Source organism: Allobranchiibius huperziae, assembly GCF_013410455.1.
Classification (GTDB): Bacteria; Actinomycetota; Actinomycetes; order Actinomycetales; family Dermatophilaceae; genus Allobranchiibius; species Allobranchiibius huperziae.
Genome location: NZ_JACCFW010000001.1, coordinates 1948008 through 1970285 on the forward strand (window position 1 = coordinate 1948008; position 22278 = coordinate 1970285).

The 22278-nt window shown below is 66.8% G+C and carries 20 protein-coding genes, 1 tRNA gene and 1 riboswitch; of the genes, 6 read left to right on the forward strand and 15 right to left on the reverse strand.

Annotation, left to right across the window (positions count from 1 at the left end; genetic code table 11):
- Positions 1–12: 12 nt before the first annotated feature.
- From HNR15_RS09220 to HNR15_RS09245, 6 genes are read right to left on the reverse strand one after another with little or no spacing between them, the layout of a single operon-like run.
- Positions 13–846 (reverse strand): M55 family metallopeptidase, encoded by an 834-nt coding sequence (locus HNR15_RS09220; RefSeq protein ID WP_179481094.1) that lies wholly within the window; start codon positions 844–846, stop codon positions 13–15.
- A complete protein-coding gene (locus tag HNR15_RS09225) occupies positions 843–1841 on the reverse strand; it encodes an ABC transporter ATP-binding protein (protein WP_179481096.1) in 999 nt (332 codons plus the stop codon). The genes HNR15_RS09220 and HNR15_RS09225 overlap by 4 nt, the downstream gene beginning before the upstream one ends.
- Positions 1838–2842, reverse strand: coding sequence for an oligopeptide/dipeptide ABC transporter ATP-binding protein (locus HNR15_RS09230; RefSeq protein ID WP_218883638.1), 1005 nt, complete (start codon positions 2840–2842; stop codon positions 1838–1840). Before HNR15_RS09230 ends, HNR15_RS09225 begins: the two co-directional genes overlap by 4 nt.
- Positions 2842–3720: an ABC transporter permease gene (locus tag HNR15_RS09235; RefSeq protein WP_179481098.1), complete on the reverse strand. Its 879-nt coding sequence runs from the start codon at positions 3718–3720 to the stop codon at positions 2842–2844. Before HNR15_RS09235 ends, HNR15_RS09230 begins: the two co-directional genes overlap by 1 nt.
- Positions 3717–4676 carry an ABC transporter permease gene (locus tag HNR15_RS09240; protein WP_179481100.1) on the reverse strand — a complete coding sequence of 320 codons (960 nt, stop codon included), beginning with the start codon at positions 4674–4676 and terminating at the stop codon, positions 3717–3719. Before HNR15_RS09240 ends, HNR15_RS09235 begins: the two co-directional genes overlap by 4 nt.
- 40 nt (positions 4677–4716) lie before the next feature.
- Complete coding sequence (locus HNR15_RS09245) at positions 4717–6291, reverse strand: ABC transporter substrate-binding protein (RefSeq protein WP_179481102.1); 1575 nt, start codon at positions 6289–6291, stop codon at positions 4717–4719.
- A 228-nt stretch (positions 6292–6519) separates the two neighbouring features.
- On the opposite strand from HNR15_RS09245, the gene HNR15_RS09250 reads away from it, so the two are divergent.
- The 3 genes from HNR15_RS09250 (at position 6520) to HNR15_RS09260 (ending at position 9168) form a co-directional block, all read left to right on the forward strand.
- Entirely contained in the window at positions 6520–7410 is an 891-nt protein-coding gene (locus HNR15_RS09250) for a MurR/RpiR family transcriptional regulator (protein ID WP_179481104.1), read from the forward strand.
- A 55-nt stretch (positions 7411–7465) separates the two neighbouring features.
- Positions 7466–8272 (forward strand): SDR family NAD(P)-dependent oxidoreductase, encoded by an 807-nt coding sequence (locus HNR15_RS09255; RefSeq protein WP_179481106.1) that lies wholly within the window; start codon positions 7466–7468, stop codon positions 8270–8272.
- Between the two features lie 317 nt (positions 8273–8589).
- Positions 8590–9168: a putative glycolipid-binding domain-containing protein gene (locus HNR15_RS09260; protein ID WP_179481108.1), complete on the forward strand. Its 579-nt coding sequence runs from the start codon at positions 8590–8592 to the stop codon at positions 9166–9168.
- A 259-nt stretch (positions 9169–9427) separates the two neighbouring features.
- Here HNR15_RS09260 and HNR15_RS09265 read toward each other — a convergent pair whose 3' ends face one another.
- From HNR15_RS09265 to HNR15_RS09275, 3 genes are all read right to left on the reverse strand, one after another.
- The gene (locus tag HNR15_RS09265; RefSeq protein ID WP_179483687.1) at positions 9428–11176 is read right to left on the reverse strand and encodes a DEAD/DEAH box helicase; all 1749 of its coding nucleotides are present in this window, start codon (positions 11174–11176) and stop codon (positions 9428–9430) included.
- A gap of 294 nt (positions 11177–11470) precedes the next feature.
- Entirely contained in the window at positions 11471–12121 is a 651-nt protein-coding gene (locus HNR15_RS09270; protein ID WP_179481111.1) for a LysM peptidoglycan-binding domain-containing protein, read from the reverse strand.
- Between the two features lie 401 nt (positions 12122–12522).
- A complete protein-coding gene (locus HNR15_RS09275; RefSeq protein WP_179481113.1) occupies positions 12523–12681 on the reverse strand; it encodes a hypothetical protein in 159 nt (52 codons plus the stop codon).
- Between the two features lie 215 nt (positions 12682–12896).
- Here HNR15_RS09275 and HNR15_RS09280 point away from each other — a divergent pair, with 215 nt between their 5' ends.
- Positions 12897–13664 carry a hypothetical protein gene (locus HNR15_RS09280; protein WP_179481115.1) on the forward strand — a complete coding sequence of 256 codons (768 nt, stop codon included), beginning with the start codon at positions 12897–12899 and terminating at the stop codon, positions 13662–13664.
- Positions 13665–13734: 70 nt separating this feature from the next.
- Here HNR15_RS09280 and HNR15_RS09285 read toward each other — a convergent pair whose 3' ends face one another.
- Together HNR15_RS09285 and HNR15_RS09290 are read right to left on the reverse strand one after the other, a co-directional pair.
- Positions 13735–13983 (reverse strand): CBU_0592 family membrane protein, encoded by a 249-nt coding sequence (locus HNR15_RS09285; RefSeq protein ID WP_179481117.1) that lies wholly within the window; start codon positions 13981–13983, stop codon positions 13735–13737.
- Between the two features lie 16 nt (positions 13984–13999).
- Positions 14000–14251, reverse strand: coding sequence for a CBU_0592 family membrane protein (locus tag HNR15_RS09290; protein WP_179481119.1), 252 nt, complete (start codon positions 14249–14251; stop codon positions 14000–14002).
- Positions 14252–14259: 8 nt separating this feature from the next.
- Positions 14260–14326: riboswitch (guanidine-III (ykkC-III) riboswitch) on the reverse strand.
- A 738-nt stretch (positions 14327–15064) separates the two neighbouring features.
- Between HNR15_RS09290 and HNR15_RS09295 the strand changes: the two genes are divergently transcribed.
- Together HNR15_RS09295 and HNR15_RS09300 are read left to right on the forward strand one after the other, a co-directional pair.
- Complete coding sequence (locus tag HNR15_RS09295; RefSeq protein ID WP_179481121.1) at positions 15065–17026, forward strand: lanthionine synthetase LanC family protein; 1962 nt, start codon at positions 15065–15067, stop codon at positions 17024–17026.
- Positions 17023–17916 carry an MsnO8 family LLM class oxidoreductase gene (locus HNR15_RS09300; protein ID WP_179481123.1) on the forward strand — a complete coding sequence of 298 codons (894 nt, stop codon included), beginning with the start codon at positions 17023–17025 and terminating at the stop codon, positions 17914–17916. Before HNR15_RS09295 ends, HNR15_RS09300 begins: the two co-directional genes overlap by 4 nt.
- 198 nt (positions 17917–18114) lie before the next feature.
- Here HNR15_RS09300 and HNR15_RS09305 read toward each other — a convergent pair whose 3' ends face one another.
- The 4 genes from HNR15_RS09305 to HNR15_RS09320 all read right to left on the reverse strand — a co-directional run bounded on the left by HNR15_RS09305 (position 18115) and on the right by HNR15_RS09320 (position 22262).
- Positions 18115–18267 (reverse strand): hypothetical protein, encoded by a 153-nt coding sequence (locus tag HNR15_RS09305; protein WP_179481125.1) that lies wholly within the window; start codon positions 18265–18267, stop codon positions 18115–18117.
- An 87-nt stretch (positions 18268–18354) separates the two neighbouring features.
- Positions 18355–21429 carry a thiopeptide-type bacteriocin biosynthesis protein gene (locus tag HNR15_RS09310; protein ID WP_179481127.1) on the reverse strand — a complete coding sequence of 1025 codons (3075 nt, stop codon included), beginning with the start codon at positions 21427–21429 and terminating at the stop codon, positions 18355–18357.
- Positions 21430–21642: 213 nt separating this feature from the next.
- Positions 21643–21719 (reverse strand) — tRNA-Val (locus tag HNR15_RS09315).
- A 96-nt stretch (positions 21720–21815) separates the two neighbouring features.
- On the reverse strand, positions 21816–22262 hold the full coding sequence (locus HNR15_RS09320; RefSeq protein ID WP_179481129.1) for a TIGR02611 family protein: 447 nt from the start codon (positions 22260–22262) through the stop codon (positions 21816–21818).
- Positions 22263–22278 lie beyond the last annotated feature (16 nt).

The following is a 22278-nucleotide window of genomic DNA, read 5'->3' on the forward strand; positions in this document are numbered from 1 at the left end:
CGTCCACGGCTGTCAGCGCCCGCCGGCTTGGCGGGTGATGTAGTTGACGGCGACGAACGATTCGAAGGCCGCCAGGGAATCGTCCGACTCGATGCGGATCGTCCGGGTGCCGATGCGCTCCGCGCCCTTGACCCAACTCCCGACCTCGGCCATGTCGCCGGTCTGGACGTCGAGGTCGAGCTGGACGGGGTGGGTGAGATCCACCCGCGCCAGGCGTCCGGATGACGCGCGCTGCACCGCCTCCAGGGCACCCGCTCGGATCAGCCTCCGGGACGCTGTCGGGTGCAGATTCTTCGCGCTGAACCGGGAGTCGGAGTACTTCGTGACGACCCGGACCGCATTGCGCGCGAACGGCGCCGTCTGCTGCTGGGTCGCATCGTCACCGGTGACCAACCCGATCGGCACCGAGTAATGGTCGGCGACGAGAGCGTTGATCCCGCTCTCCCCCACCTCCACGCCGTTCACCCGGGCGGCGGAGAAGACCTCGGGGTTGTAGGTGTGCGAAAGCGTCGAGGCTGCACCGGAGATCGACCCGTGGTAGCCGACGAAGAAGATGACGTCGAAGGAATCGTCCAGCTGCTGCATCATGTAGTGCTGCTTGTGCCGGCCGGAGACGTACATCACCTCGTGGGCGAGCGCGCTCGGATCCAGGTTGCGCATGGTCGAGTGCGAGTCGTTCACCACGATCTCGTCCGCGCCGCCCTCGACGGCGCCGTCGATCGCCGCGTTGACCTCACCGAGCATCAGTTCGCAGCCCAGGGCGTACGCCGCGCCGCCCTCGCGGCACTGCTCCCAGTCCACGATCCCGGCGACGCCCTCGAAATCGAACGAGATGTAAACCTTCATGCAGACTCCTTCGTTGCTGCGATGGACCGGGGTTGCAACGCTCCGGCGAACAGGCATGCGGCCAGATGGTCGGGTGCGCCGGCCGGCTGCAGCGCCGGGTCCGTGTCGAGACACGAAGACTGCGCGTGCGCGCACCGCGGGTTGAACCTGCAGCCCTCGGGCAGATGGATCGGACTGGGCGGTTCGCCCTCGATGGCCGGCGCACGCTCCAGATCGACGGGTCGCATCCGGGGGACGGAGGCGATGAGCGCCTTGGTGTACGGGTGTTGCGGGTCGGCGAACAGGGCCTGCACCGGCGCGACCTCGACGATCCGGCCCAGGTACATCACCGCGATCCGGTCCACCAGATGCTGCACGACCGCCAGGTTGTGCGCGATGAAGAGGACGGACAGCCCCAGCTCGGTGCGCAGCGATCGGAACAGATCGAGGATGGTGGCCTGCACCGAGACGTCGAGGGCCGAGACCGGCTCGTCGGCGACCAGCACCTCCGGTCGCACCGCCAGAGCCCGGGCGATCGCGATGCGCTGCCGCTGCCCACCGGAGAACTGACCCGGATACGCATCGAGCGCACTGTCGTCCAGACCCACCAGGCCCATCAGGCGGGACACTTCCTTGTCGATCTGGTCCCGCGGCACGATCTTGTGGACCCGGAGCACCTCCGCCAGCGTCGAGCGGACGGTCAGCCGGGGGTTGAGGGATGAGTAGGGGTCCTGGAACACCATCTGGATCCGTCGGTGCTCGCCGGCGTTGCGACGTATCCCTATCTCCGACCCGTCGGACAGCACTCGTCCGGAGGTCTGACGGGTCCCTCCCGCGATGATCTTCGCCAGCGTCGACTTGCCGGAGCCGGACTCCCCCACCAGCCCCAGGATCTCCCCGCGCTGCAGCTCCAGGGACACTCCGTCCAGGGCCCGCAGGATGTTCCTGCGGCTGCCGTACTGCTTGGTGACGTCCTCGACGCGGAGCGCCTCGTTCACGCCCGAGTTGATGCTCATGCGTTGACCTCGAAGATCTCGTGGACGCGGTCGCAGGCCGAGAGCCTGCCGCCCGCCACCGGGGCGAGCTGCTTGGCACTCGTCGTGCACGCCTCGACGGCGTGGCGGCAGCGGGGAGCGAATGCGCACCCCGGGAGCGGATGGGTCAACGACGGTGGCAGTCCCGGGATGGGCTTGAGCATCCTCGCCGGGTCATCGAAGTCCGGTGCGGATTCGAAGAGGGCCTCGGTGTAGGGATGCAGGGGCGCGCGATACACATCGCGGACGCTGCCCTCCTCCATGATCTGCCCGCCGTACATCACGCTCAGGCGGCTGCATGTCTGGCTGATGACGGCCAGGTCGTGGGTGACGAACACCAGCGCGCTGCCCATGTCCTCGCACAGCGTGGCGAGCAGCCGCAGCACCTGGTCCTGCACGGTCACGTCCAGCGCGGTGGTGGGCTCGTCGCAGAGCACCAACGTCGGCTGGCACGACAGCGCCATCGCGATCATGACCCGCTGGCGCAGACCCCCGGACAGCTCGTGCGGAAAGGCCCTGGCCCGCCGTACGGGGTCGGGGATCCCGGTACGCGCGATCATCTGCACGGCCAGGTCCATCGCCGCCTTCTTCGACAGTCCCAGGTGACGACGCGGTCCCTCCGCGATCTGCGCGCCGACCCGCATGGTGGGGTTCAACGCGGTCATCGGCTCCTGGAAGATCATCGACAGCCTCGGGCCCATGATCTGCCGGCGTCTGGCCGCCGGCATCGACAGCAGATCCTCGCCGCCCAGCCAGGCCTGCCCCTCCATGACCTCCACGCCCCGGGGCAGCAGGCCGGCGATGGCCTTCAAGGTCATCGACTTGCCCGACCCCGACTCCCCCACCAGGCCGTACCGCACACCGGCAGGGACCTCGAAGGACACGTCGCGCACCAGGGGATCCCAGTGGCCTTCACTTCGGCGGATACCGAGGCTCAGGTGCTGCACGCTCAGCACCGGCGTCGACGGTGTGTCGGTCGGCACTATCTTCTCCGCTCCGGGGACATCAGGTCACCCAGGCCATCGCCGATCAGGGACAGTCCGAGCCCCGTGATCACGACGGCGACACCGGGCAGCACTGCCATCCACCACAAGGTGGTGATGAATTCCTGCGCATCGGAGATCATCGATCCCCATTCGGCGGTCGGTGGCGTGATGCCCAGGCCCAGATAGCCCAGGGTCACGATCACCATGATGTCCATGATGATGTCGGACATGGCGTAGGTGATGGCCTGGCTCACCACGTTCGGGCCGACGTGCCGAGCCAGCACCCGCAGATTTTTCAGGCCGCCGAGGCGGGCGGCCTGCACGTACTCCTGGCGCCTCGCAACGATCACCTCACCGCGCACGATCTTGCAGTAGGAGACCCACGAGACCAGGGCGATCGCGAGATAGATGCTGCGCTCGCCGGACCCCATGACGAAGACGAGGGCGATCACCAGCAGATACAGCGGGAAGGCGTAGAAGACGTCGACCACGCGCATGATGATGATGTCGACCCAGCCCCCGTAGTAGCCGGCGATCGCGCCGAGCACGGACCCCACCACGAAGGGGATGAGGACCGCGAGGAAGCCGATCTTGAGGTCGACGCGTGCGCCGTACAGCAGTCGGGAGAGGACGTCGCGACCGAGTTTGTCCGTCCCGAGCCAATGCGAGCCGCTGGGCCCCTGGAGCGCCTGGTCGAGGTTCTGGTGCAGCGGGTTGTCCGGCGAGATGAGCGGGGCCAGGACGGCGAGTAGCACCATGATCCCGACGATGATCAACCCGGCGACGAGCGAGCGGTTCTCATACCAGGGACGCAGCCGACGCGACGCCGGCTGCCCGCCGCGGCGTGACCGACGCAGCGTGGCGACGGCGCTCATACGTCACCCCGACGGGTGAGATCGACGCGTGGATCAAGGAGCGTGTAGACGATGTCGGTGAGCACACCCACCGCCACGACGAACACCGCGACGAACAGGGCCACAGCCTGCACCGACGGGAAGTCGCGCGCCTGGATCGACCCGATCAGCAACGATCCCAGTCCGGGAATCGCGAACACCTGCTCGATGACGAGCGTGCCGCCCACGAGGTAACCGACGTTCACCCCGACGATGCTGACGGCGGGGATCACCGCGTTCCGCAGGACGTGGCCTGAGAACAGCGACCAGCCACCCGCGCCTTTGGACCGTGCTGTCGCCACATAGTCGCTCTCCAGCACGTTGAGCATCGAGGACCGCAGGCTGCGGATGATCACCGGTGACACCGAGATGGCCAGCGTCAACGCGGGCAGGAAGAGATACCAGAGGTGTTGGGAGAACGTCTGCCCGTAGCCACCCACCGGGAACCACTTGAACCCGACCGCGAAGACCAGCAGCAGCATCACTCCCACCCAGAACTGGGGCATACCGAGCCCCACGAGCGGCACCACCCGCACGGCATGGTCGCGGGCTCCGCCGGGGCGGCTGGCAGCCCATGCCGACAGTGGGACGCTGATGATCAGCATCAGCACCACGGAGTAGAGGACCAGCAGCAAGGTCACCGGCACCCGCTGCAGGACCAGACTCAGGACCGAGGTCTGGTAGGTGTAGCTCTGCCCCAGATTCCCGTGCGCGATGTTGTCGAGGAAGTGCAGGTACTGCTGCGGCAGTGACTCGTCCAGACCCATCTGCTTGCTGAGCGCCGCGACCCTGGCGGGTGTCGCCTGGGCACCCAGAATGGATTCGGCCGGATTACCCGGAATGAGATGCACGAGCAGGAAGACCACGACGGTCACCCCGAAGGCCACCGGCACCGCCTGCACGATGCGCATGGGCACGAACTTGAGTCGCCCTAGCATGAGATCAGCCCTTCTCTCATTCGACGGAGGCCGGGGGCGATTACTTGCTCTTCCACACGTCGGCGAGGGGGTAGTTGCCGAGCGGTGTCACCTCGAACCTGTGCACCTTCTTGGAGACCCCATACGCGAACGGCGCGTAATACAGGTACGCCAGCGGGGCATCGTGCGCAGTCACGTCCTGCAGCTGGTTGTAGAGCGCGGCTCGCTTGGTCGGGTCCACCGTCTGCTCCGCCTCGCGGTTGAGTTTGATGGCGGTCGGGCTCGAATAGTTGGTGTAGGCCGACTTCGCGCCACCGGCGGGGTCCACCGCGAAGCTGGTCCACTCATCGGGGTCCGGAATGTCCATCGTCCACGCGGACAGACCCATCTCGTACTGCATGTTCTGCTGGGCGTTGTGGTTCGCGGTGGGGTCCAGCTGCTTGATGGTGACGTTGATGTTGTAGGGCTTCAGGTCGCTCTGGATGATCTGCGCGGTGGTCATCTTCGAGGCATCACCGGACGGGATCAGCAGCGTCGTACTAAAACCGTTCGGCACTGAGGACTGGGCGAGTTCGCTCTTCGCGAGGGCTGCGTCCTTCATGATCCCGGGTGTGCTCTTCTGGTAGAACGGCACACCGGGCATCAGCAGCGAGTTCGCCGCGGTCCCGTGGTTGAAGAGGACCGCCTTCACGATGGCCTGGCGATCGATCATCGCCGAGATCGCGCGGCGTACGTGGATGTCCTGGAACGGCTTCTTGGCCTCGTTGAACGCGACGTAGTCCAGCTCGGTCGAGGGGAACGCCGTGGCGGAGACCGTCGGGGAGCCCACCGACTGGAACGTCGACCAGTCCGGGTACTCGTCGACGTCGGCCTGCCCGCCCTGCACCTGCAGCTTGCGCGTGTTGGAGTCGGGCACGACGTTGAAGGTCACGGACTGCAGGTGGGGGTAGCCCTTCTGCCAGTAGTTGGGGTTGGCGAGCAGCTTCAGGTACTGCCCGCGCTTCCACTCCCCCCACTTGAACGGCCCCGTGCCCACCGGCGCCTGGTAGAAGGCGTCCATCGTCTTGCCGCCGTAGTTGTTCGGCACCACGGCGTTGGAGAAGAGCGCGAGGTCGGCGATCAGGGGTGCCCACGGGTGCTTCAGCGTCACCACGACCACGTACTTGCTGGGGGCCGAGACCTGCTTGATGGAGCTGTTGATGTAGCCCCAGCCCGTGGACGCGTACTTGGTGTCCTGGTCGATGGAGAACTTCACGTCGGCCGAGGTCATCTCCGTGCCGGTGGAGAACTTGATGCCCGGCTTGAGCTGGATCGTGTAGGTCATCTTGTCGGCGGAGATCGTGTATCCCTTCGCCAGCAGAGGGGTCGTGCCCTTGCCGTCGGGGGTGACGGTGAACAGGGGCTGCAGCATCTGCTCGAAGGTGAAGATCGACGTGTTGTCGAAGGTCAGGATGTTGTTCATGGACTTGGCGTCCTGGGCACGTGCGACGACCAGGTTCCCGCCCTGGACGGGGGTCCCCACGTCGGCGTTCGTCCCAGAGGTGCCGCCGGAGGCACCACCCGAACATGCGCTCAGCGCAACGCTGCCCATCGCGAGAGCACCCACGGTGGTCAGACTCAGAACCTTGCGTCTCATGGCCTACTCCTCGATGTCGGACGACCCGAGACCCGCGGCGCCAGTGCCCCGCGGGTCGTTGTGTCGAACGTACGGACGCTGCTCCCCTGGTACCAGGAGGGTGAGCAGGTCGTTACGCAAACGTTATTACGGATGTGTCTTGATCTCTGATTTTGTGTGGTCTGGTTACATCTGTTACGCACCGTCGTGACCCGTCCCGGTCATGCGATCGAGAGTGGAGGCCCTTGTATGCCAACGGAACCCTCGGCGTCGTCCACGGTCGACGCGCGGGTGCACCAGATGATGGACGGGCTGAGCGACGCCGAACGACGCGTCGCCAGGCGACTCCTGGCCGACTATCCGGCGTGCGGACTCGGCACCAGCCACAGCCTCGCCGCGGAGGCCGGGGTGAGCGCGCCGACCGTCGTGCGCCTCGCCACACGTCTGGGCTTCACCGGGTTCAGCGACATGCAGCGGGCGCTGCGCTCCGAGGTCTCCAGCGGGGCCAGCAGCCCGGTGCAGCGCACGATCGCGCAGAGCCATGATCCACACGGGCCCACGCCGTTCGCGGAAGCGATGCAGCGACGTGCCGATGCCGTCACCGCGACCGCGCGCAGGCTGCCCCCGTCCGAACTGGACTCGGCCATCGGCCTGATCACCGGTTGCACCAAACAGATCCTCATCACCGGCGGGTTCTTCTCCCGCTCCATCGCCCAGGTCCTCGCCCTGCAGCTCTCCCAGGTGCGCGGCGACGTCGTGTACGTCGACGATCCACTCCGCCACGACGCAGGGCTCATCCTGGATGCCCGAAGGCGTTCTGTCCTGGTGCTTTTCGATCTACGCCGATACGAGCCGGCGTCCCTCGAACTCGCCCAGCAGGTCAAGGCCGCCGGACTGGACGTCATCCTGATCACCGATCGATGGATGTCACCGGTCGCAGCGGTCGCCGACGTCGTCCTCACCGCGGAAGTCGAAGCCGTGCCCTTCGACACGTTCGTCGGGCTGCTCGCGCTGGTCGAGACCATCGTGGAGTCCGTGATGTCCCGGATGGGGGGACAGGGCATCCGTCGGATGCGCAAGTGGGAGGCCCAGGCGGTGGGTCACACCAGGGCCCACAACACCAACCCGCCACGTCAGTGACCACCAGCCGGCCGGGGAGGCCGGACTCGCGAACAGACCGCAACGAGGAGACACGATGACCGAGAACCTGCAGCACAAGACCGCGATCGTCACCGGCTCCGGCAACGGGATCGGTCGGGCCATCGCGACCGCTCTCGGTGCCGCGGGCGCACGGGTGATGGTGTCGGACGTGCTGGTCGACGACGGCGAACGCACCGTGCGGGAGATCATCGATAACGGCGGCGAGGCCGCCTTCACCGCCGCGGACGTCTCCGATGCGGACCAGGCGCAGGCGTTGGTCCGTACGACGGTGGAGCGCTTCGGATCCCTCGACATCCTGGTCAACAACGCCGGCGTCGGTGGGGGCAAGCTCCGGCTGCACGAGATCGAGCCGGCGGACTTCGACCGCGTGATCGACGTCAACCTGCGGGGCACCTTTCTCTGCACCAAGTACGCCCTGCACCACTTCCTCGAGCAGGGCAGCGGGTGCGTGGTCAACACCGCATCGACGTACGGACTCATCGGCGCACCGAACGCCGCCGCGTACTGCGCGTCCAAGGCGGCGATCATCAATCTGACCCGTCAGCTCGCCGTCGACTACGGTCACGACGGCCTGCGGTTCAATGCCATCTGCCCGGGATACATCGACACCGGGCTCGGGCGGCGCGGCCCACAGTTGTCACCTGAGGAGTTCGACGCGGCCACGGCCATCAGGGAGAAGGCCGCCGGCATGCAACCGCTGGGACGTCAGGCCCAGCCCAGCGAGGTGGCCAACCTTGCCGTCTTCCTGGCCTCCGACTCCGCGTCGTTCATGACCGGGTCGATCGTCACCGTGGACGGCGGGTGCACGACGACGTTCAACTACGGCGAGGCCAGCAACTAGCCGCCGCGTGGCAGCGTGTCCCGCCCGGGGAGCGCAGCCTCGCCGGCGTCCGAAGGTGTCGGGGCGCAAGTCCGCGCGGCGGGTCCACCTCGCGTGCATCAGGACGCGCACGATGTCGGGATCCTGCGCTCGTCCCGTGCGACCCGGACACAGCCACGACAAGAAGCGCTCTGGGGCGCGACGTCCGGGCGGCGAGGACCGCGTCCGTGCTGCCGAATCGGCCCGCACATCGTGGGTCACCGGCAAGACTAGGGCACCTCTCCCCCGCCACGTGGTCGCCGTGCGTGTGCCACTCAGGAATAGAGCCGGAGTCCGTCATGGCTTTCCTTCCGCTCCCCCGCAGCGCCGCCTGGTCCCACCGATACACCCGCACCGCGCTCGAGGTCGCGTTCTTCGAATCCAGCACTGAAGGCTACGTATTGGCGGGGTGTACGACCGCCGTCGAGGACGCGAGCCCGTGGCTCGTGAGCTACCGCATCGCGGTCGACACGCAGTGGCGCACCCGCCATGCCGAGATCACCGGTCGCTCCGAAGGCGGCCACCGCTCGCTGGTGCTGGACAGTGACGGCGAAGGACGTTGGTTCGTCGACGGGGTGATCCAACCCGGGCTGGAGGGGTGCTTCGATCTGGACCTCGAGTCATCGGCGCTCACCAACACCCTTCCCGTGCACCGACTCGCCCTGCCCCCAGGTGCCAGCAGCCAGGCACCAGCCGCGTACGTCAGAGCCCACGACCTCAGCGTCCATCGCCTCGAGCAGCAGTACGCACGCACTCACGACCCCAGCGCCCAGCGATACTCCTACGCCGCTCCGTCATTCGACTTCTCCTGCGAGTTGACCTACGACGCGGCGGGCCTGGTGCTCACCTACCCAGGGATCGCCACCCGCCTCGTTTAGGCGGGTGGCGGTGGTTTCGTGGCCCACCACGTCCTAACACTCAGAGTGACCCATGCCGCCGCGTTGCGGAACGTGGGCTCAGGCCGGGGGCAGCGCGCCTGCCAGCTCGCAGTAGATCTGGGCGATCGTGTCGGCGGTCAACAGTCCGTCGCCCTGCAGTTGGAGGCGAGCGCGCGTCGATCCCACGCGAGACTGGTGAGATTTGCCGGTCCGGCGCACCGACCCCGTCGGAGCCGATGCGCCGGTGATGCAGGCCCGGTCAGCCCTTGTGGCGGGGCCTGCGAGTCGGCCGGTCCTGGAAGGACTCCGCGGAGCCCTTTGTGCCGTCGTCCTCGGCCAGGTCGATCAGCCTGCCCGAGATGCGGGTGGTGCGCAGCTTGTCCCAGACCTCGGGGGGCAAGTCGGCCGGCAGCTCGACGAGCGAGAAGTTGGGCCGGATGGAGATGTTGCCGAAGTCGCTGTGGCTGAGGCCGCCCTCGTTGGCGATGGCGCCGACGATCTGGCGCGGCTCCACCTTGTGCCGCTTGCCGACGTTGATCCGGTAGCTCGCGAACGTCGTGTGGCCGGACCGGGCCCGCCGTTCGTGCTTGGCGCCGCGCTCGGGCCGGTCGCCCCGATCGCCCCGGCTGGACTTGCTTCCGCCGCGGTCGGGTCGCTCTTCACGGGCGGGGCCCTCCGCGCGCCGCGACTTCTCGGCGAGCGGGTCGAGCAGCAGCGGCTCCTCGCCCTGGGCCACCACGGCCAGCGCGGCGGCCACGTCGACCTCGGGCACGTCGTGCTCGCGGACGTAGTGGGCCACGATCTCTCGGAACCCCTCGATGCGATCCCTCGCCTGCAGCGCCTCGGTGATCTGGTCGTCGAAGCGAGCCAGACGCGTGGTGTTGACGTCCTCGACGCTGGGCCAGGACATCTGGGTCAACGGCTGGCGGGTGGCCTTCTCGATGTGCTTGAGCAGGTACCTCTCCCGCGGAGTGATGAACGAGATCGCGTCGCCGCTGCGCCCGGCCCGGCCAGTGCGCCCGATGCGGTGCACGTAGGACTCGGTGTCGGTCGGGATGTCGTAGTTCACCACGTGGCTGATCCGTTCCACGTCGAGGCCGCGGGCCGCTACATCGGTGGCCACCAGGATGTCCAGGGCGCCGGACTTGAGCTGGTTCACGGTCCGCTCCCGGACGTTCTGGGCCACGTCGCCGTTGATCGCCGTGGCCGAGAATCCCCGGGCCCGCAGCTTCTCGGCCAGGGTCTCGGTCTCGTTCTTGGTGCGGACGAACACGATCATGCCCTCGAAGTTCTCGACCTCGAGGATCCGCGTCAGAGCGTCGACCTTCTGCGGATAGCTCACCGTGAGGTAGCGCTGGGTGATGTTGGCCGCCGTGGACGTCTTGCCCTTGACGGTGATCTCGACAGGGTCGTTGAGGTACTTCTTCGACAGCCGGCGGATCTGAGCCGGCATCGTGGCCGAGAACAGCGCGACGTTCTTGTCCCTGGGAGTGTCTGCCAGGATCGTCTCGACATCCTCGGCGAAGCCCATCTTGAGCATCTCGTCGGCCTCGTCGAGCACCAGGAAGCGCAACTGGGTCAGATCGAGAGTGCCCTTGTCGAGGTGGTCCATGATCCGACCGGGAGTGCCGACGATCACATGGACGCCCCGGCGCAGCGCGGAGAGCTGCACGCCGTACCCCTGGCCGCCGTAGACGGGCAGGACCTTGACACCCTTGAGGTGGGCTGCGTACTTCTCGAAGGCCTCACATACCTGCAGCGCGAGCTCGCGCGTCGGGGCAAGCACGAGCGCCTGCGGCGCCTTCTGCGTGAGGTCCAGGCGGGACAGGATCGGCAGGGCGAACGCCGCGGTCTTGCCGGTGCCGGTCTGCGCGACGCCGACGACGTCACGGCCCTCGAGCAGCGGCGGAATGGTCGCGGCCTGCACGGCCGACGGGGTCTCGTAGCCCACGTCACGCAGCACGGCCTGCACCTTCTCGGGCAACCCGAGCTCGGCGAAGGTCGGCATCTCGCGTGCCGCCAGGGTCTCGTCCGCTACATCACTCACCCGTCGACGGTAGTGGGTGCGGGCACCCGCACCCGATGCAGCGTCGCGGTAGCCCAGTTCATGGCACGAGTGACTTCGTCGCGAATGCCCCATTCCGCCGCCCGTGACGCTCCGCCGGTTCGCCAACGCGTCCACCAGCAGCCGACGGCGCGGCACAAGCGCGGGTCGACGCCGGCTCGTGTCGATCTGCCTGCCGCACAGCACGGATCCCACCGCGCAGCGTTCGCGCGGCGGGACCCATGCGTCACCGATCGGTCAGGAGGTAGCGGAGGAAGAGGATGTGGTGCGTTTGCCAGCGTGTGAGTGCGGGACGCGGTCCGCGGCCTTGGCGATCGCGGCGTTCACGTCCTTGTCGATGACGGCGGTCAGGGTGGCGGTACTGACGTGCTGCGCGGTCGCGATCTGCTGCAACGTCTCACCCTTCTTCAAGTCGGCCGACAGTGTCTGCGGGCTCAGCTTCAATGTCGCGGCCACGTTCTTGTACGCCCCACCGAGCCCATGGCGCTTGGCCCACGCGTGGGCAGCCGGGTGCTTGCCCGTCTTGCGCACGGGAAGCTTGGTGTTGATCAGCTTGGTCACCCGCGCATCCGCGGTCGCGTCGAGGCGGGACAGCAGCGTCGCGCGGGACACGTGATGGCGGGCAGCGATCTGAACCAGCGACTCACCGGCCTTGCGACCCGCCTTCAGGCCCGCGACATCGGTGCCGGCGTCCTTGGCGATGGCGGCACGAGTCAGGCCCAGCTCATGAAGCCTGTCCCGGTGACCCTTGTGGTGGTGATGACGAGTGCTCTGGGCGGTGCCGGACTGTGTCGTGGAGGCCGATGACGCATAGGCCGGAACCCCCACACCCACCGCGGCGACCGCGGCCAGGCTCGAGCCGGTGATGATCTTGGTCCTGCGAAGCATGCAACTACCTTTCAACAGCGTCGGGCGAATGCCCGCTTACCCGCTCACAGTGGGGTCTGCGTCTGCAACAGGCCTGTGGGGCCCTGTGCTGAGCCTGTCAACCATGGGCGGGTGACCCGGATCGGGGCCCAGATCGGCTCATCTATCGCGATCACATCGTGACAAGTCGGAGTCCAGGTAGGCAGCTAGAAAGCCGATTACACAGTCACCTCGTGTTCATCCGACGACGCAGCCGACACGAAGACACCCGGTCCAATGACGACTCGACGAATTTCCGTGCACTGCAGGTCCCCGCGAAGCCAACCGGAAGACCGACCACCCTCGGCACTGCAACCTGGCGGCAGGTACGCCGGTCGGTCCCTGCGCAACCGGATGGGTGCTGGACAGGGTCGCGCGGTTCGTCAGTCGCGGTCGTCGCCTTCTTTACGCCGCTCGTCCTGGGAACCCTCGTCGTCCACGCCGCCGCCCGTGTCTTCGAACACCTCGTCGCGTGACTCCTGACGGCGCTCATCGTGTTCCAGCCGCTCTTCGGACGTCTCGTTCGGCTTGTGGTGGCCCATCGCGTCAGCCCCTCCGTCAGTCCAGTGACGTCATTCAAGTCATTGAAGTCTAGGAGAGACCGCGTCACCGGTCACCCGTCACCAGCCGCTCCCACGACAAGGCGGAGGATGACCTCCTCGTCCGCACGGAAGAGCCGGAGAGACCGCGTCGCAGAGCCCAAGGCCCGGTCGTCGAACGTGCCGAACGCGATCCGTCACGGTCCTACCCTTGCCGCATGGTGCTGGACTGGTGGTCGCACGAAATCATGCACGGCCACAAGCTTCCCCTCGTGTTGGCTCTGGGAGCCTTCCTGGTCACGTTCGTCACGACCCGCACGATCACTCGCCTGATCCGGGCCGGCAAGGGACCGTTCCACAACGTGGCCAGTGGCGGCGTTCACCTGCACCACTCCACTCCGGGCACGGTCCTGCTGGTCGCAGGCGCCTTCACCGAGGTCGGGGCGGACGGTCGGTCGCCCGGCTCCTACGTCGGCGCCGCGCTCATCGGTGTCGGCTCCTCGCTCGTCCTGGACGAGTTCGCCATGATCTTCCACCTGCAGGACGTGTACTGGTCACAAGAGGGCCAGCTCTCGGTCACCGTGGTCAGCCTCACCGCGGCGTGCGTCGCCCTCGCAGTCGTCGGAGTGTCACCCACCGGCGTCACCGGCCTCAGCCCTACTGCCCGGTTCATCCGCGGCGGCCTCACGACGGTGTTGGTCATCCACCTGGTCTGCGAGGCGGTGACCGCGCTGAAGGGCAAGATCCCGACGGCGTTGATCTCTCTCTTCCTAGGTCCCTTCGCGTGGTATGCGGCAGTACGAATCGCCCGGCCACGATCGCCGTGGGCGAAGTGGTTCTACGGGCCACACCGGATGGAGCGCGCGTCACGCCACACCCAGGAATTCGATGACCACTGGTATCCGGTACGACGACATTGGGACGACTTCATCGGAGGCGCACCTTCCGTTGCCGGCCAGCCCGCTCGGCGGCAGCAGACGCGCTGACAGATCCGCGGCCGCGCGTGAACAGGGGCTGCGGTCGAACCACCCGGCACCACCGCGGCCCGAGCGTGGGTCAGATTCGTCTGGCCGAGGTCGATCTCAGGCTTCGCGCGATGCCCCACGCCGCGACGAGTGTCCACACCGCCTGCAGGATGAGAAACCCCCATTGACCATCCAGATAGGCGACCGCGGTGAGGACCGCGGAGCCGGCCAGGTTCAGCGCGAGGTAGGCATAGCTGTGCTGCGACAGCCGGCCGATCTGCAGTAGTGCGAAGGGCACGAGGATGCCGATCGCGCCGATGAATTGCAGAGCAAGATCCATTGCCATCACCCCCCACTCAATGAGCAGCTCGCGGCGTGCGGCCCCGCAGCCGTTCGGTGATGCCCCATAGGGAGACGAGCGCCCAGACCGCTTCGAGGAAGACGAAACCCCACTCGGCGGTGAGGACGCCCGTGACGGTCATCGCGGCGGAGCCGATGGCGTTGGGAATGAGGTAGGTGTACGAGCGCTGGTCGAGCAGGTCCGCCTGGGCGGCGAGGAAGCCCGCGAGCACGAGCAGCGCTCCGATGATCTGAATGAATTGAGTCATAGGTTTCGGGAGCGTCGTCTTCACTGGGCCGGGTACGGCGCACATCTCGTCCGGGGCAGCCACATGACCACCTATGGTTTGCGCTCTCAAGGTAACGGCCGAGCGCGGTTCCCAGCCACTCGACGGCACGCAGGCCGCGCTGAATTCGTTCGGCCATCAGGCCCCGACGAATGCGTAGGACCAGCTTGAGGGGCGTCCGGCCCGCTGATCAAGTGCACTCCGACGATTCCGCTGATGCTTGATCCTCACATCTGCAGTGCAGAGACCTACGAGACATGGACGTGAACGGACTCGAATCAAATCGGGACCGTTCTTGCAGGCTCGAGTCCACCCGTGCGAACTACGCCACGGACTTCTGCGCATCGCCTTGCGGCGCCGCGATGTCCACCTTGCTCTGGGAGTCGTGCGCGTTGTGCGCAACGCAACACGTGCTGGCGGACAGAAGATGGTGGGTCCTTCCGCCCGGGACAGACGCCAGCAAACGGAATGTGTCGCGCTGCCGACCATCGTGGTGGAAGTTTCCACGACCACTTGCGGAACACCGCCGTACGTCGTCGCCGCGGCCTCATCTTCCTGGCCAGAACGGAGACCTGCTGGGCCCGACTGCGCTGGATAGCCGAACTGCCGCGTCGAGGCACGCAGCGGAAAGCGCGATGAGAAGAACGGATACGGCTTCTATGCGGCGCCGCGCATGTCGGGTAAACGGCGACGGCGGCGCACCCCAATGTGGTTCGATCGCACGGTCGCAACCTCTCGTTGCTGACGCTCACGAAGCTCGCTACAAGAGCCCGGGGGTAGCCCACGGCAGGGAACTTGAAGGTCGACCTCCAACGCGGTGACCGCGTTGGAGACTTCACGGTGCTTCGGAGGGTTCACTCCGGCGCACATACAGAGATCGTTCACGCACGCGACCAGAACGGGAATCTCGCCGCACTCAAGTTCGCTGCGGACGGCAATGAGGCCTCCCTTGCCGGCGAGCGCAGCCGCCTTCTTGAACTTGTCGGGTGCCCGTTGCCGACGGTGTTAGGACACGGTGATTTCGCGGGCGCCGAGTACCTCGCCTTGGAGTGGCGCTCGGGCGTGGACGTGCGACTGGCTGCCGGAGACGCACGTGGGGATTCTCTACGCGCGGCCGTTGCGCTCGCTTCGGACATCGTGCGCGCGTTTGCCAGTATCCATCAGCGCGGAGTCATTCACGGGCAGATCCACCCGCGCCATGTGCTCGTCGACGGCGATGGCTTGGTGTCGATCGTCGACATGGCGCAGACGGCTATAGACGTCGGTCAGCTCACCGACCCAGCGGCGGCGCGCCGATGGCTGAACGGGGACGCCGCACACATCCCCACTTTCGCCGATGAGCAGTATTCGGTTGCTGCACTGGTGGTTCTCCTGGTGACTGGGCACGCCCCGTTCGCGGCGACCCGGTCTCGGACAGAGCTTGCGCGGCAGGTCCTACAGGGTTCGGTGCCGACCATCTCCCAGATCCGGGGCGAATCCCTCCCGTCACTGGATCGGATACTCCGTCGGGCACTGCACCTAGATCCGGATCGCAGGTATCCCTCGCTGGACTCCTTCGCGGACGCCCTGGATACAAGTACCTCCCCCACACGCACCCGCGACGTGGCTCTCGGTCCTTCGGGCGATCTCCTTGCCTCTCACCTCGCCGACTTCCGGGCGCAGGCGACGGCACTCGACCCCGCCACCAACCCGATCGCCACGGCACCGACTTGCTCGGTGAACTACGGCGCGGCCGGTGTCGCCTATGCGTTGATCCACGTCGCGCGAGCACAGTCCGAACCAGAGCTGTTGGAAGCGGCCACGTGGTGGCTCGATGTTGCGCAGCACGATCAAGGGCGACCCGACGCCTTCTATGCCGATGGCCTCGAACCAGGAATGATCGGACGGATCTCGCCCTTTCACACAGGCAGCGGTCTCGCCGTCGTAGGAGCCCGACTGAGCCACGCGACCGGCGATGTTCAGGGCCACCGACGTTGGCTCGCGACGTACCGCGACCGAATCCGCCATCCCACCCGGAATCCCGACTCGACTCTCGGACGGTCCTCGGTGGTGCTCGGTGCCTGCCAGGCGCTGATCGGTGCGGACCCGACCTGGCCAGAGGTCCGGCAACTGGAGGACGACGTATCTGCGCTCTTGGACCAGGTGTGGCGCGACCTCGGCCCGTTGTCGTCGCTGGAGTACCTGGGAGTGGCGCACGGGTGGGCAGGCATCCTCTACGCGAGTCTGCTCTGGAGCGACACCGCGTCGTGGGCGCTTCCGGAGGATTTTCACTCGAGACTGCAGGATCTGGCGTCTTGCGCAGAAGGACTGGGACGCGGCGCGACGTGGCCCGTGTTCAGCGCCCTCGACCGACCCGACACCTGGTGGGGTTGGTGCAACGGTCAAGCCGGACACGTCATGCTCTGGGCCCTGGCGTACACGGTCCTCGGCGACGAGCGCTGGCGCCGGCTCGCAACGAGTGCGGCTTGGAGCGTCGTCGATGCACCCGTGGGTGTGTCGAGTCTGTGCTGTGGGTGCGCGGGTGAGATCTACGCTCTGCTCAGCGCGTACCGGTGCACCGGGGACGCGTCCTGGCATGCACGAGCCGTGGACAAGGCGCACCAGGCCTCCGTAGACGCCGTTCTTGCGAGCGATGCGCCGACTCCGCTGTCGTTGTACAAGGGTGATACCGGTTTGGCGATCCTGGCCTGCGACCTGATGAAGCCCGACACGTCGGCCATGCCTTTGTTCGAGGTCGAGACAGGGCGAGCGCCGTGACGTCGTGGGGAGTCTTGGACCTAGGTCAAGCGCTCGAGGATTGCCGTCCCGAGGCTCGAGTGGCGCTGACCGTACAGATGGCAGAGCTCGCCGAAGACCGTGGAATGACGCGGTACTGGGTGGCAGAGCACCACAACACGCAAGTTGGTCTCGCGGCGCCTGAGGTCGTCCTCGCCGTGATTGCCGCCCAGACAACATCGATCGCGGTGGGGTCAGGAGGCGTCCTTCTGCAGTACTACAGCCCGTTGAAGATCGCGGAGGTGTACCTCACCCTTGCCGCCTCGTTCCCGGGTCGCGTCGAACTAGGTGTGTGCCGCGGCCCGGGCGTCGCGGACGACGCCGTGCGTCTGGAGCTGGTTTCGGGCCACGACACGGAACTCGCGGCCGATGTCTATGACACGAAGGTCGCCGATCTCGTCAGATTCCTCGATCCGTCAGAAGATCTCGGACCTCTTGAGCCCGCACCCCGGGGCGTCTCGGCTCCGCCACTGTGGGTGCTGGGATCCAGCTCGTCGAGCATTGCCCAGGCGATCAGGCACCGCTCTCGGTACGGCTACATGTGCTTCTTCCCGGGGAGCGATGAGATCGGTCCACCGCTCATCGAGGAGTACCTGGCCGGGCTCGGAACCGACCCCGCCGACGGCCCGATCATCACCGTGTCCGTGATCTGCGGGCGCACTGAGGACGATGCGCAGGCGATGCACTCCCGGCTACGCAGCGCGGGCTACATGGTGATCAATGTGGTGGGCGACCCCGGCCAGTGCGTCGCAGCGATTGAAGCCCTCTGCGAGAGATACCACGCGCGATCGGTCCTCGTCGCGTTGGTGGCGCAATCCGGTGCTGAACAGCTGGAGCAGCTACGACGTCTGGCCGGGGCCGTTCGCCATTGATCGGTTTGCGGTCGTGCCCGCCTATTCCATGACCGTCGCCACGCACGAGGGGTTCAAGCAGGTGTAGGGCGGGCAGGTTGCCTGACACCTCATGTGCGGGTTGGCCTTCTCGGCGGGGGCCTGAAGGTCCTCGACGACATCGTCGCGATCTGGTTGTTCAGAGCGCTCGGGGTGCTCGGAGTCTGCCATGTCATCTCCTCAACGAATGACTGTCTTCTTGCAGGACTCGCCTACACAGGTGGGCTCACAGGTCGCGTCCGGGGAAACTCTTCTCCGCTCGGCCGGCGCCTCGAGATTCTCGACTTTCTCGTCGTCATCGCTCGGGGTCGTCTTATCGGTGGGATCGCTCATGTCGCCTCCATAGAGCTGACACGGTGTGGTGGATGGATGTGTGGCACGAAATCGTTTCGTGATCGTAAACCTGCGTGCATCCACGCGTCAGGAGATCCCCAGGATTTTGCTACCCCCGCGAGCCAATCTTTCCCTACTGATGCGAGCCACGATGTCGTGCACTCGAGCTTCATCTGCGCCGCCCCCATCACGCAGCAATCTGTTGAGCGCCATGTGCGCCAACGACTGGACGATGGCGAGATAGGGCTGAGAAAGGCGCCCCCTGGCGTCCTCACCACGAAGGTCCGCCAGGACAGGCGCCTGAACCGCCGAACGGTCGGCGAGGATGACCTGCACCCCTGGGTGGATGAGCTGCCCGTCGCCAGACGCGATGTCTGTGATCCTGTCGCGGACGGAACGAAATTCCGTGCCCAGGCGACGCGTTCCGGCGGGAGTGAGTCTGCGTACAAAGGCGTCCCGCAGCTGACGTGCGCACTCATCGAGCTGGTCGGGGTTGAGTCCTGCGTCGGAGTACAGCGCCATCACACTGGCGACGGCCAGGTCCAACCGCGTTTGCGACCTGACAGCACCAACCTGCAGGAGTGCGAGGAACGCGTCCGAGTCGGCTTCGGCGATGCGCTCCATCGCGCTGACTCCGGCCGCTCCCCCATATCGCTCGACCTCTCGTTCGTACGTGTCGAAGCTCATCGTGTGAAGGTCCCCGGCCGCGACGGCCTGCGTCACGGCGTCATGCAGGCGCGGCATCGCGACCCGTGTCAGGGCGTCCGGATCGCCGTTAAGGCGGAGGCGCACATGGCGATCGGGATCGGCGTAGCGGATGAAGAACCACTGTTGCACCACGTTCTCGTCCCGAAGTGAGGCAATCAACGGGGCGAGCCGCTCGGTCAGTACCCGGTCGGCGGCAGATGCCGGCCCGTACAGCTTCCCGAAGAGCCACGACGAGCCGGGCAGGAATGTCCGGTCCACATCTTCCGCGGCGCGAACGTCCGGGGGCCCACTCGCCACGAGCGCTGGTCCGGGCAGGTTCGTCGAACTGAACGCCACGACGAGTTCATGGGCGTACCGGCCGTCCGGGCCGCATACGGCACTCGCACCGGGCGCCACCGTCTCAGCGAGCCGCACGATTGCAGTACCGGTGGCCGTCGTGGGGGCGGCGGCCTCTGCACGGCGGCACTCGGTGAGGACGGCACCGACCATCAGAATGTTCTCCAGATCGACGAGCATGGGACCTTTGGAGAGCTCGAGCTGCACCCACCGTGGTAGGCCGAGTCCCTCACGCCAACACCTGACGGCATTCAGCAGATCGGCGCTCTTTTCGAGCGCGACCAAGTCTCGTGTCGGCACCATCCATCGACGCCCGACGAGCACGACTCGACCGCGCCGAAGCCTCGGCAGGAACGGCGCGTCCACGAGGTCTCCCCATGACCACCCGCGCGAATGCGACTCGCCCTCGGCGAGGAGTGCGAGGAATCGGGCCGCCGGCACTGTCAACCACTGCAGGTTCATCGCCGAGGCCATGCGAGGCCGGACTCGGCGGTTGTGCCGACGTGACCACAACACGACCTCGCCATCTGCGACCGTCACGAGCAGGTCCGCGGGTGACAGGACACCGGGATCTCTCGGGTTCGATGCGCCACCCATGTCGATCTGGAGGTCCCTGAGAGCCGGACGGTGGGTGACGTTCAGACCCCAGTCGACGTCGGGACACACTGCGATCTCGGCGAGCAGGTCATTGGGCCAGACCTGGGCCTCTCGGGCGAAGTGCCGGCGGACCGCGTGCGACAACTCGTCGTCGCCGTGGCAGAACCGACCCACGAGACGGCCGCCGCCGGGTGCGCTGATCGACGGCGTCCAGATCTGGTAATCGCCACGCTCGATGGCGTCGCCGTTCTCTGCCGCGATCGATGCCACCACGCTGAACGCGCCGTCCAGGCGGGGTGCGGACGGATCGGTCAGCGCCGCAACGTCGTCCGCGGTCAGCTCGACCTCGCCATCGGGACTTCGTGCACCGCGAACCAGGAGCGACTGAAGCGCTCGCCGCCTGCGGCGGGCGACGACATCCTCTTCGGTGGCGGCGCCTTGTTCGTCCTCGAGTCGAAGTCCGTGGTCTGGATCGAGCGCCTCCAGCAACGGGACGGCGCGTGTTCCGAATCGCCGGGAGAACGCGTCGACGAAGGATGCGAGCGGGTGAGGCGCCCTGCCCGCGACAGTTGTGACCAGTTCCGCCGCTCGCCGCAGCTGGTCGGTCGTCGCCGACGCAAGCCGGATCGAACCCGGTCGCACCGTGTCGACCTGAATCGTCCGTCGAGGCGGCGGCTCAAGGCCCACTCTTCTCAGAAGATGACGTACCTCTGTCGCGGCGGCGGCCAGATCGTCCGCGGACTCGATCACGTTGACGACTGCGTCCAGCGCGGCGCGCACGTCGTATGCGCCGAGTTCTTCCAGCAACTGCGACGCCTGCTGCGTCGGCTCGGTCCCGATGACCCCCACCGCCGGTGCCGGGATCACCAGCTCTCGGGACAACGCGCGCTGCACGATCGTCGCCGGGTCGGGAAACCCTTGACCAGCCAGCATCTCCATCGCTCGCTCGACCGTCGGCCATTCTGCTGCTGCGGCCACCGCGGCGTCCACGGATGGTGTCCCCAGCACGGCGAGCAGCGTTCGGCCGTTCGACGACCCGACATGAGCGGGCACCCTGTACCGATTGCCGATGCGGTAGGCGAGTGGATTCGGCCGGATCCGCAAGGCTTCCGCAGGAGCCCGGTCCGAGGCCGTCTGTGCCACCACTCGCTGCGTGTGGCCCGGGTCGAGGCGACGGACTGACCGCAGATCCCGGCGGTCGCCAAGCATCAGCTCGGTAGGACCGTCGAATGTCACGAGCGCATAACTCGCGAGCGACCCGAACGGGGTCGGGCGACCAGCCATGCGCGACAGGTAGCGCACCAGGGATCGCTCCGCGGCTGCGCCCTTTCGACTGTGCGGGTCGTCGCGCCAGTGTCGCAGTCCCTCACCGATATCGGACGAGCCCGACGCTAGAGCGTTCGCAATCGTGCTGTCGGCCAGCAACTTCTCGAGACCGCTGCGCAGGACCGCAACGTCATCCGCCCCCGCGTCGGTCCAGCGGGCGAGGTTGTCGACGGCGAGCAGTGGCGCACGGATCACGCCGAAGTCCGCGACCCACCTGCTCCCCGACGACCTGGCCACCGCCCAACCCTAGAATCTCGCACTCCGCGAGGGAGACGAATCCCGACGACAGGCGCCGAGGAACTGCTCCGTCATAGCGGTCTGGTGTTTGCCTTGATCCCAGTTCATCGCACGAAAACCCAACTGGACGATCGGATCAATCGCATCTTCGCAGGTCAGAAGCCTGCGATGTGGTGGACGTGAAGGGACTCGAACCCCTGACCTCTCGCGTGTGAGGCGAGCGCTCTAACCAGCTGAGCTACACGTCCGTAGACGGCGCAGACGAGCAGGTACGTCGTCCGGGCGCGAGGGAGAGGTTAACCCGGCGCCGTCGTCCACCGCCAATCGGCCCCGACCGACGCAGGTCAGAGTCCGGGAAGCCGGCCGAGCGGGGTCTCGACGAAGTCGGGCAGCCATGTCGGCACGCCCTTCCAGAGCAGGTAACCGTAGAGGCACGCCACCACGATGGCGGCCACGCCGAGACCCGCCAAGCCGCGTACAGCGGGGTTCTGCCGCCCCAGCCACGCCGTCCAGGCTTTGACCTGCCTCCTGGTCCAGGCGAGCAGCTTTGCGGCCCAAACGAATTCGGAGGCCCACACGCCGAGGCCGATGAAGATGATGACCCACCCAGGGCCGGGCAGGGGCAGCAGCACGATGCCGAGCGCGATGATCGCGAAGCCCAGGATGCCGACGAAGACGCGGTAGATCAGGTGGGTGGTGGCGTTGGCGCGGATCTTGCGCTGCCACTCCCAGCGCGCAGGGGCGGCCGCGCGCGCCGGGGACTTCTCGTCGTCCTGGGTCGAGGTACTCATGACGCGCCGTCGACGG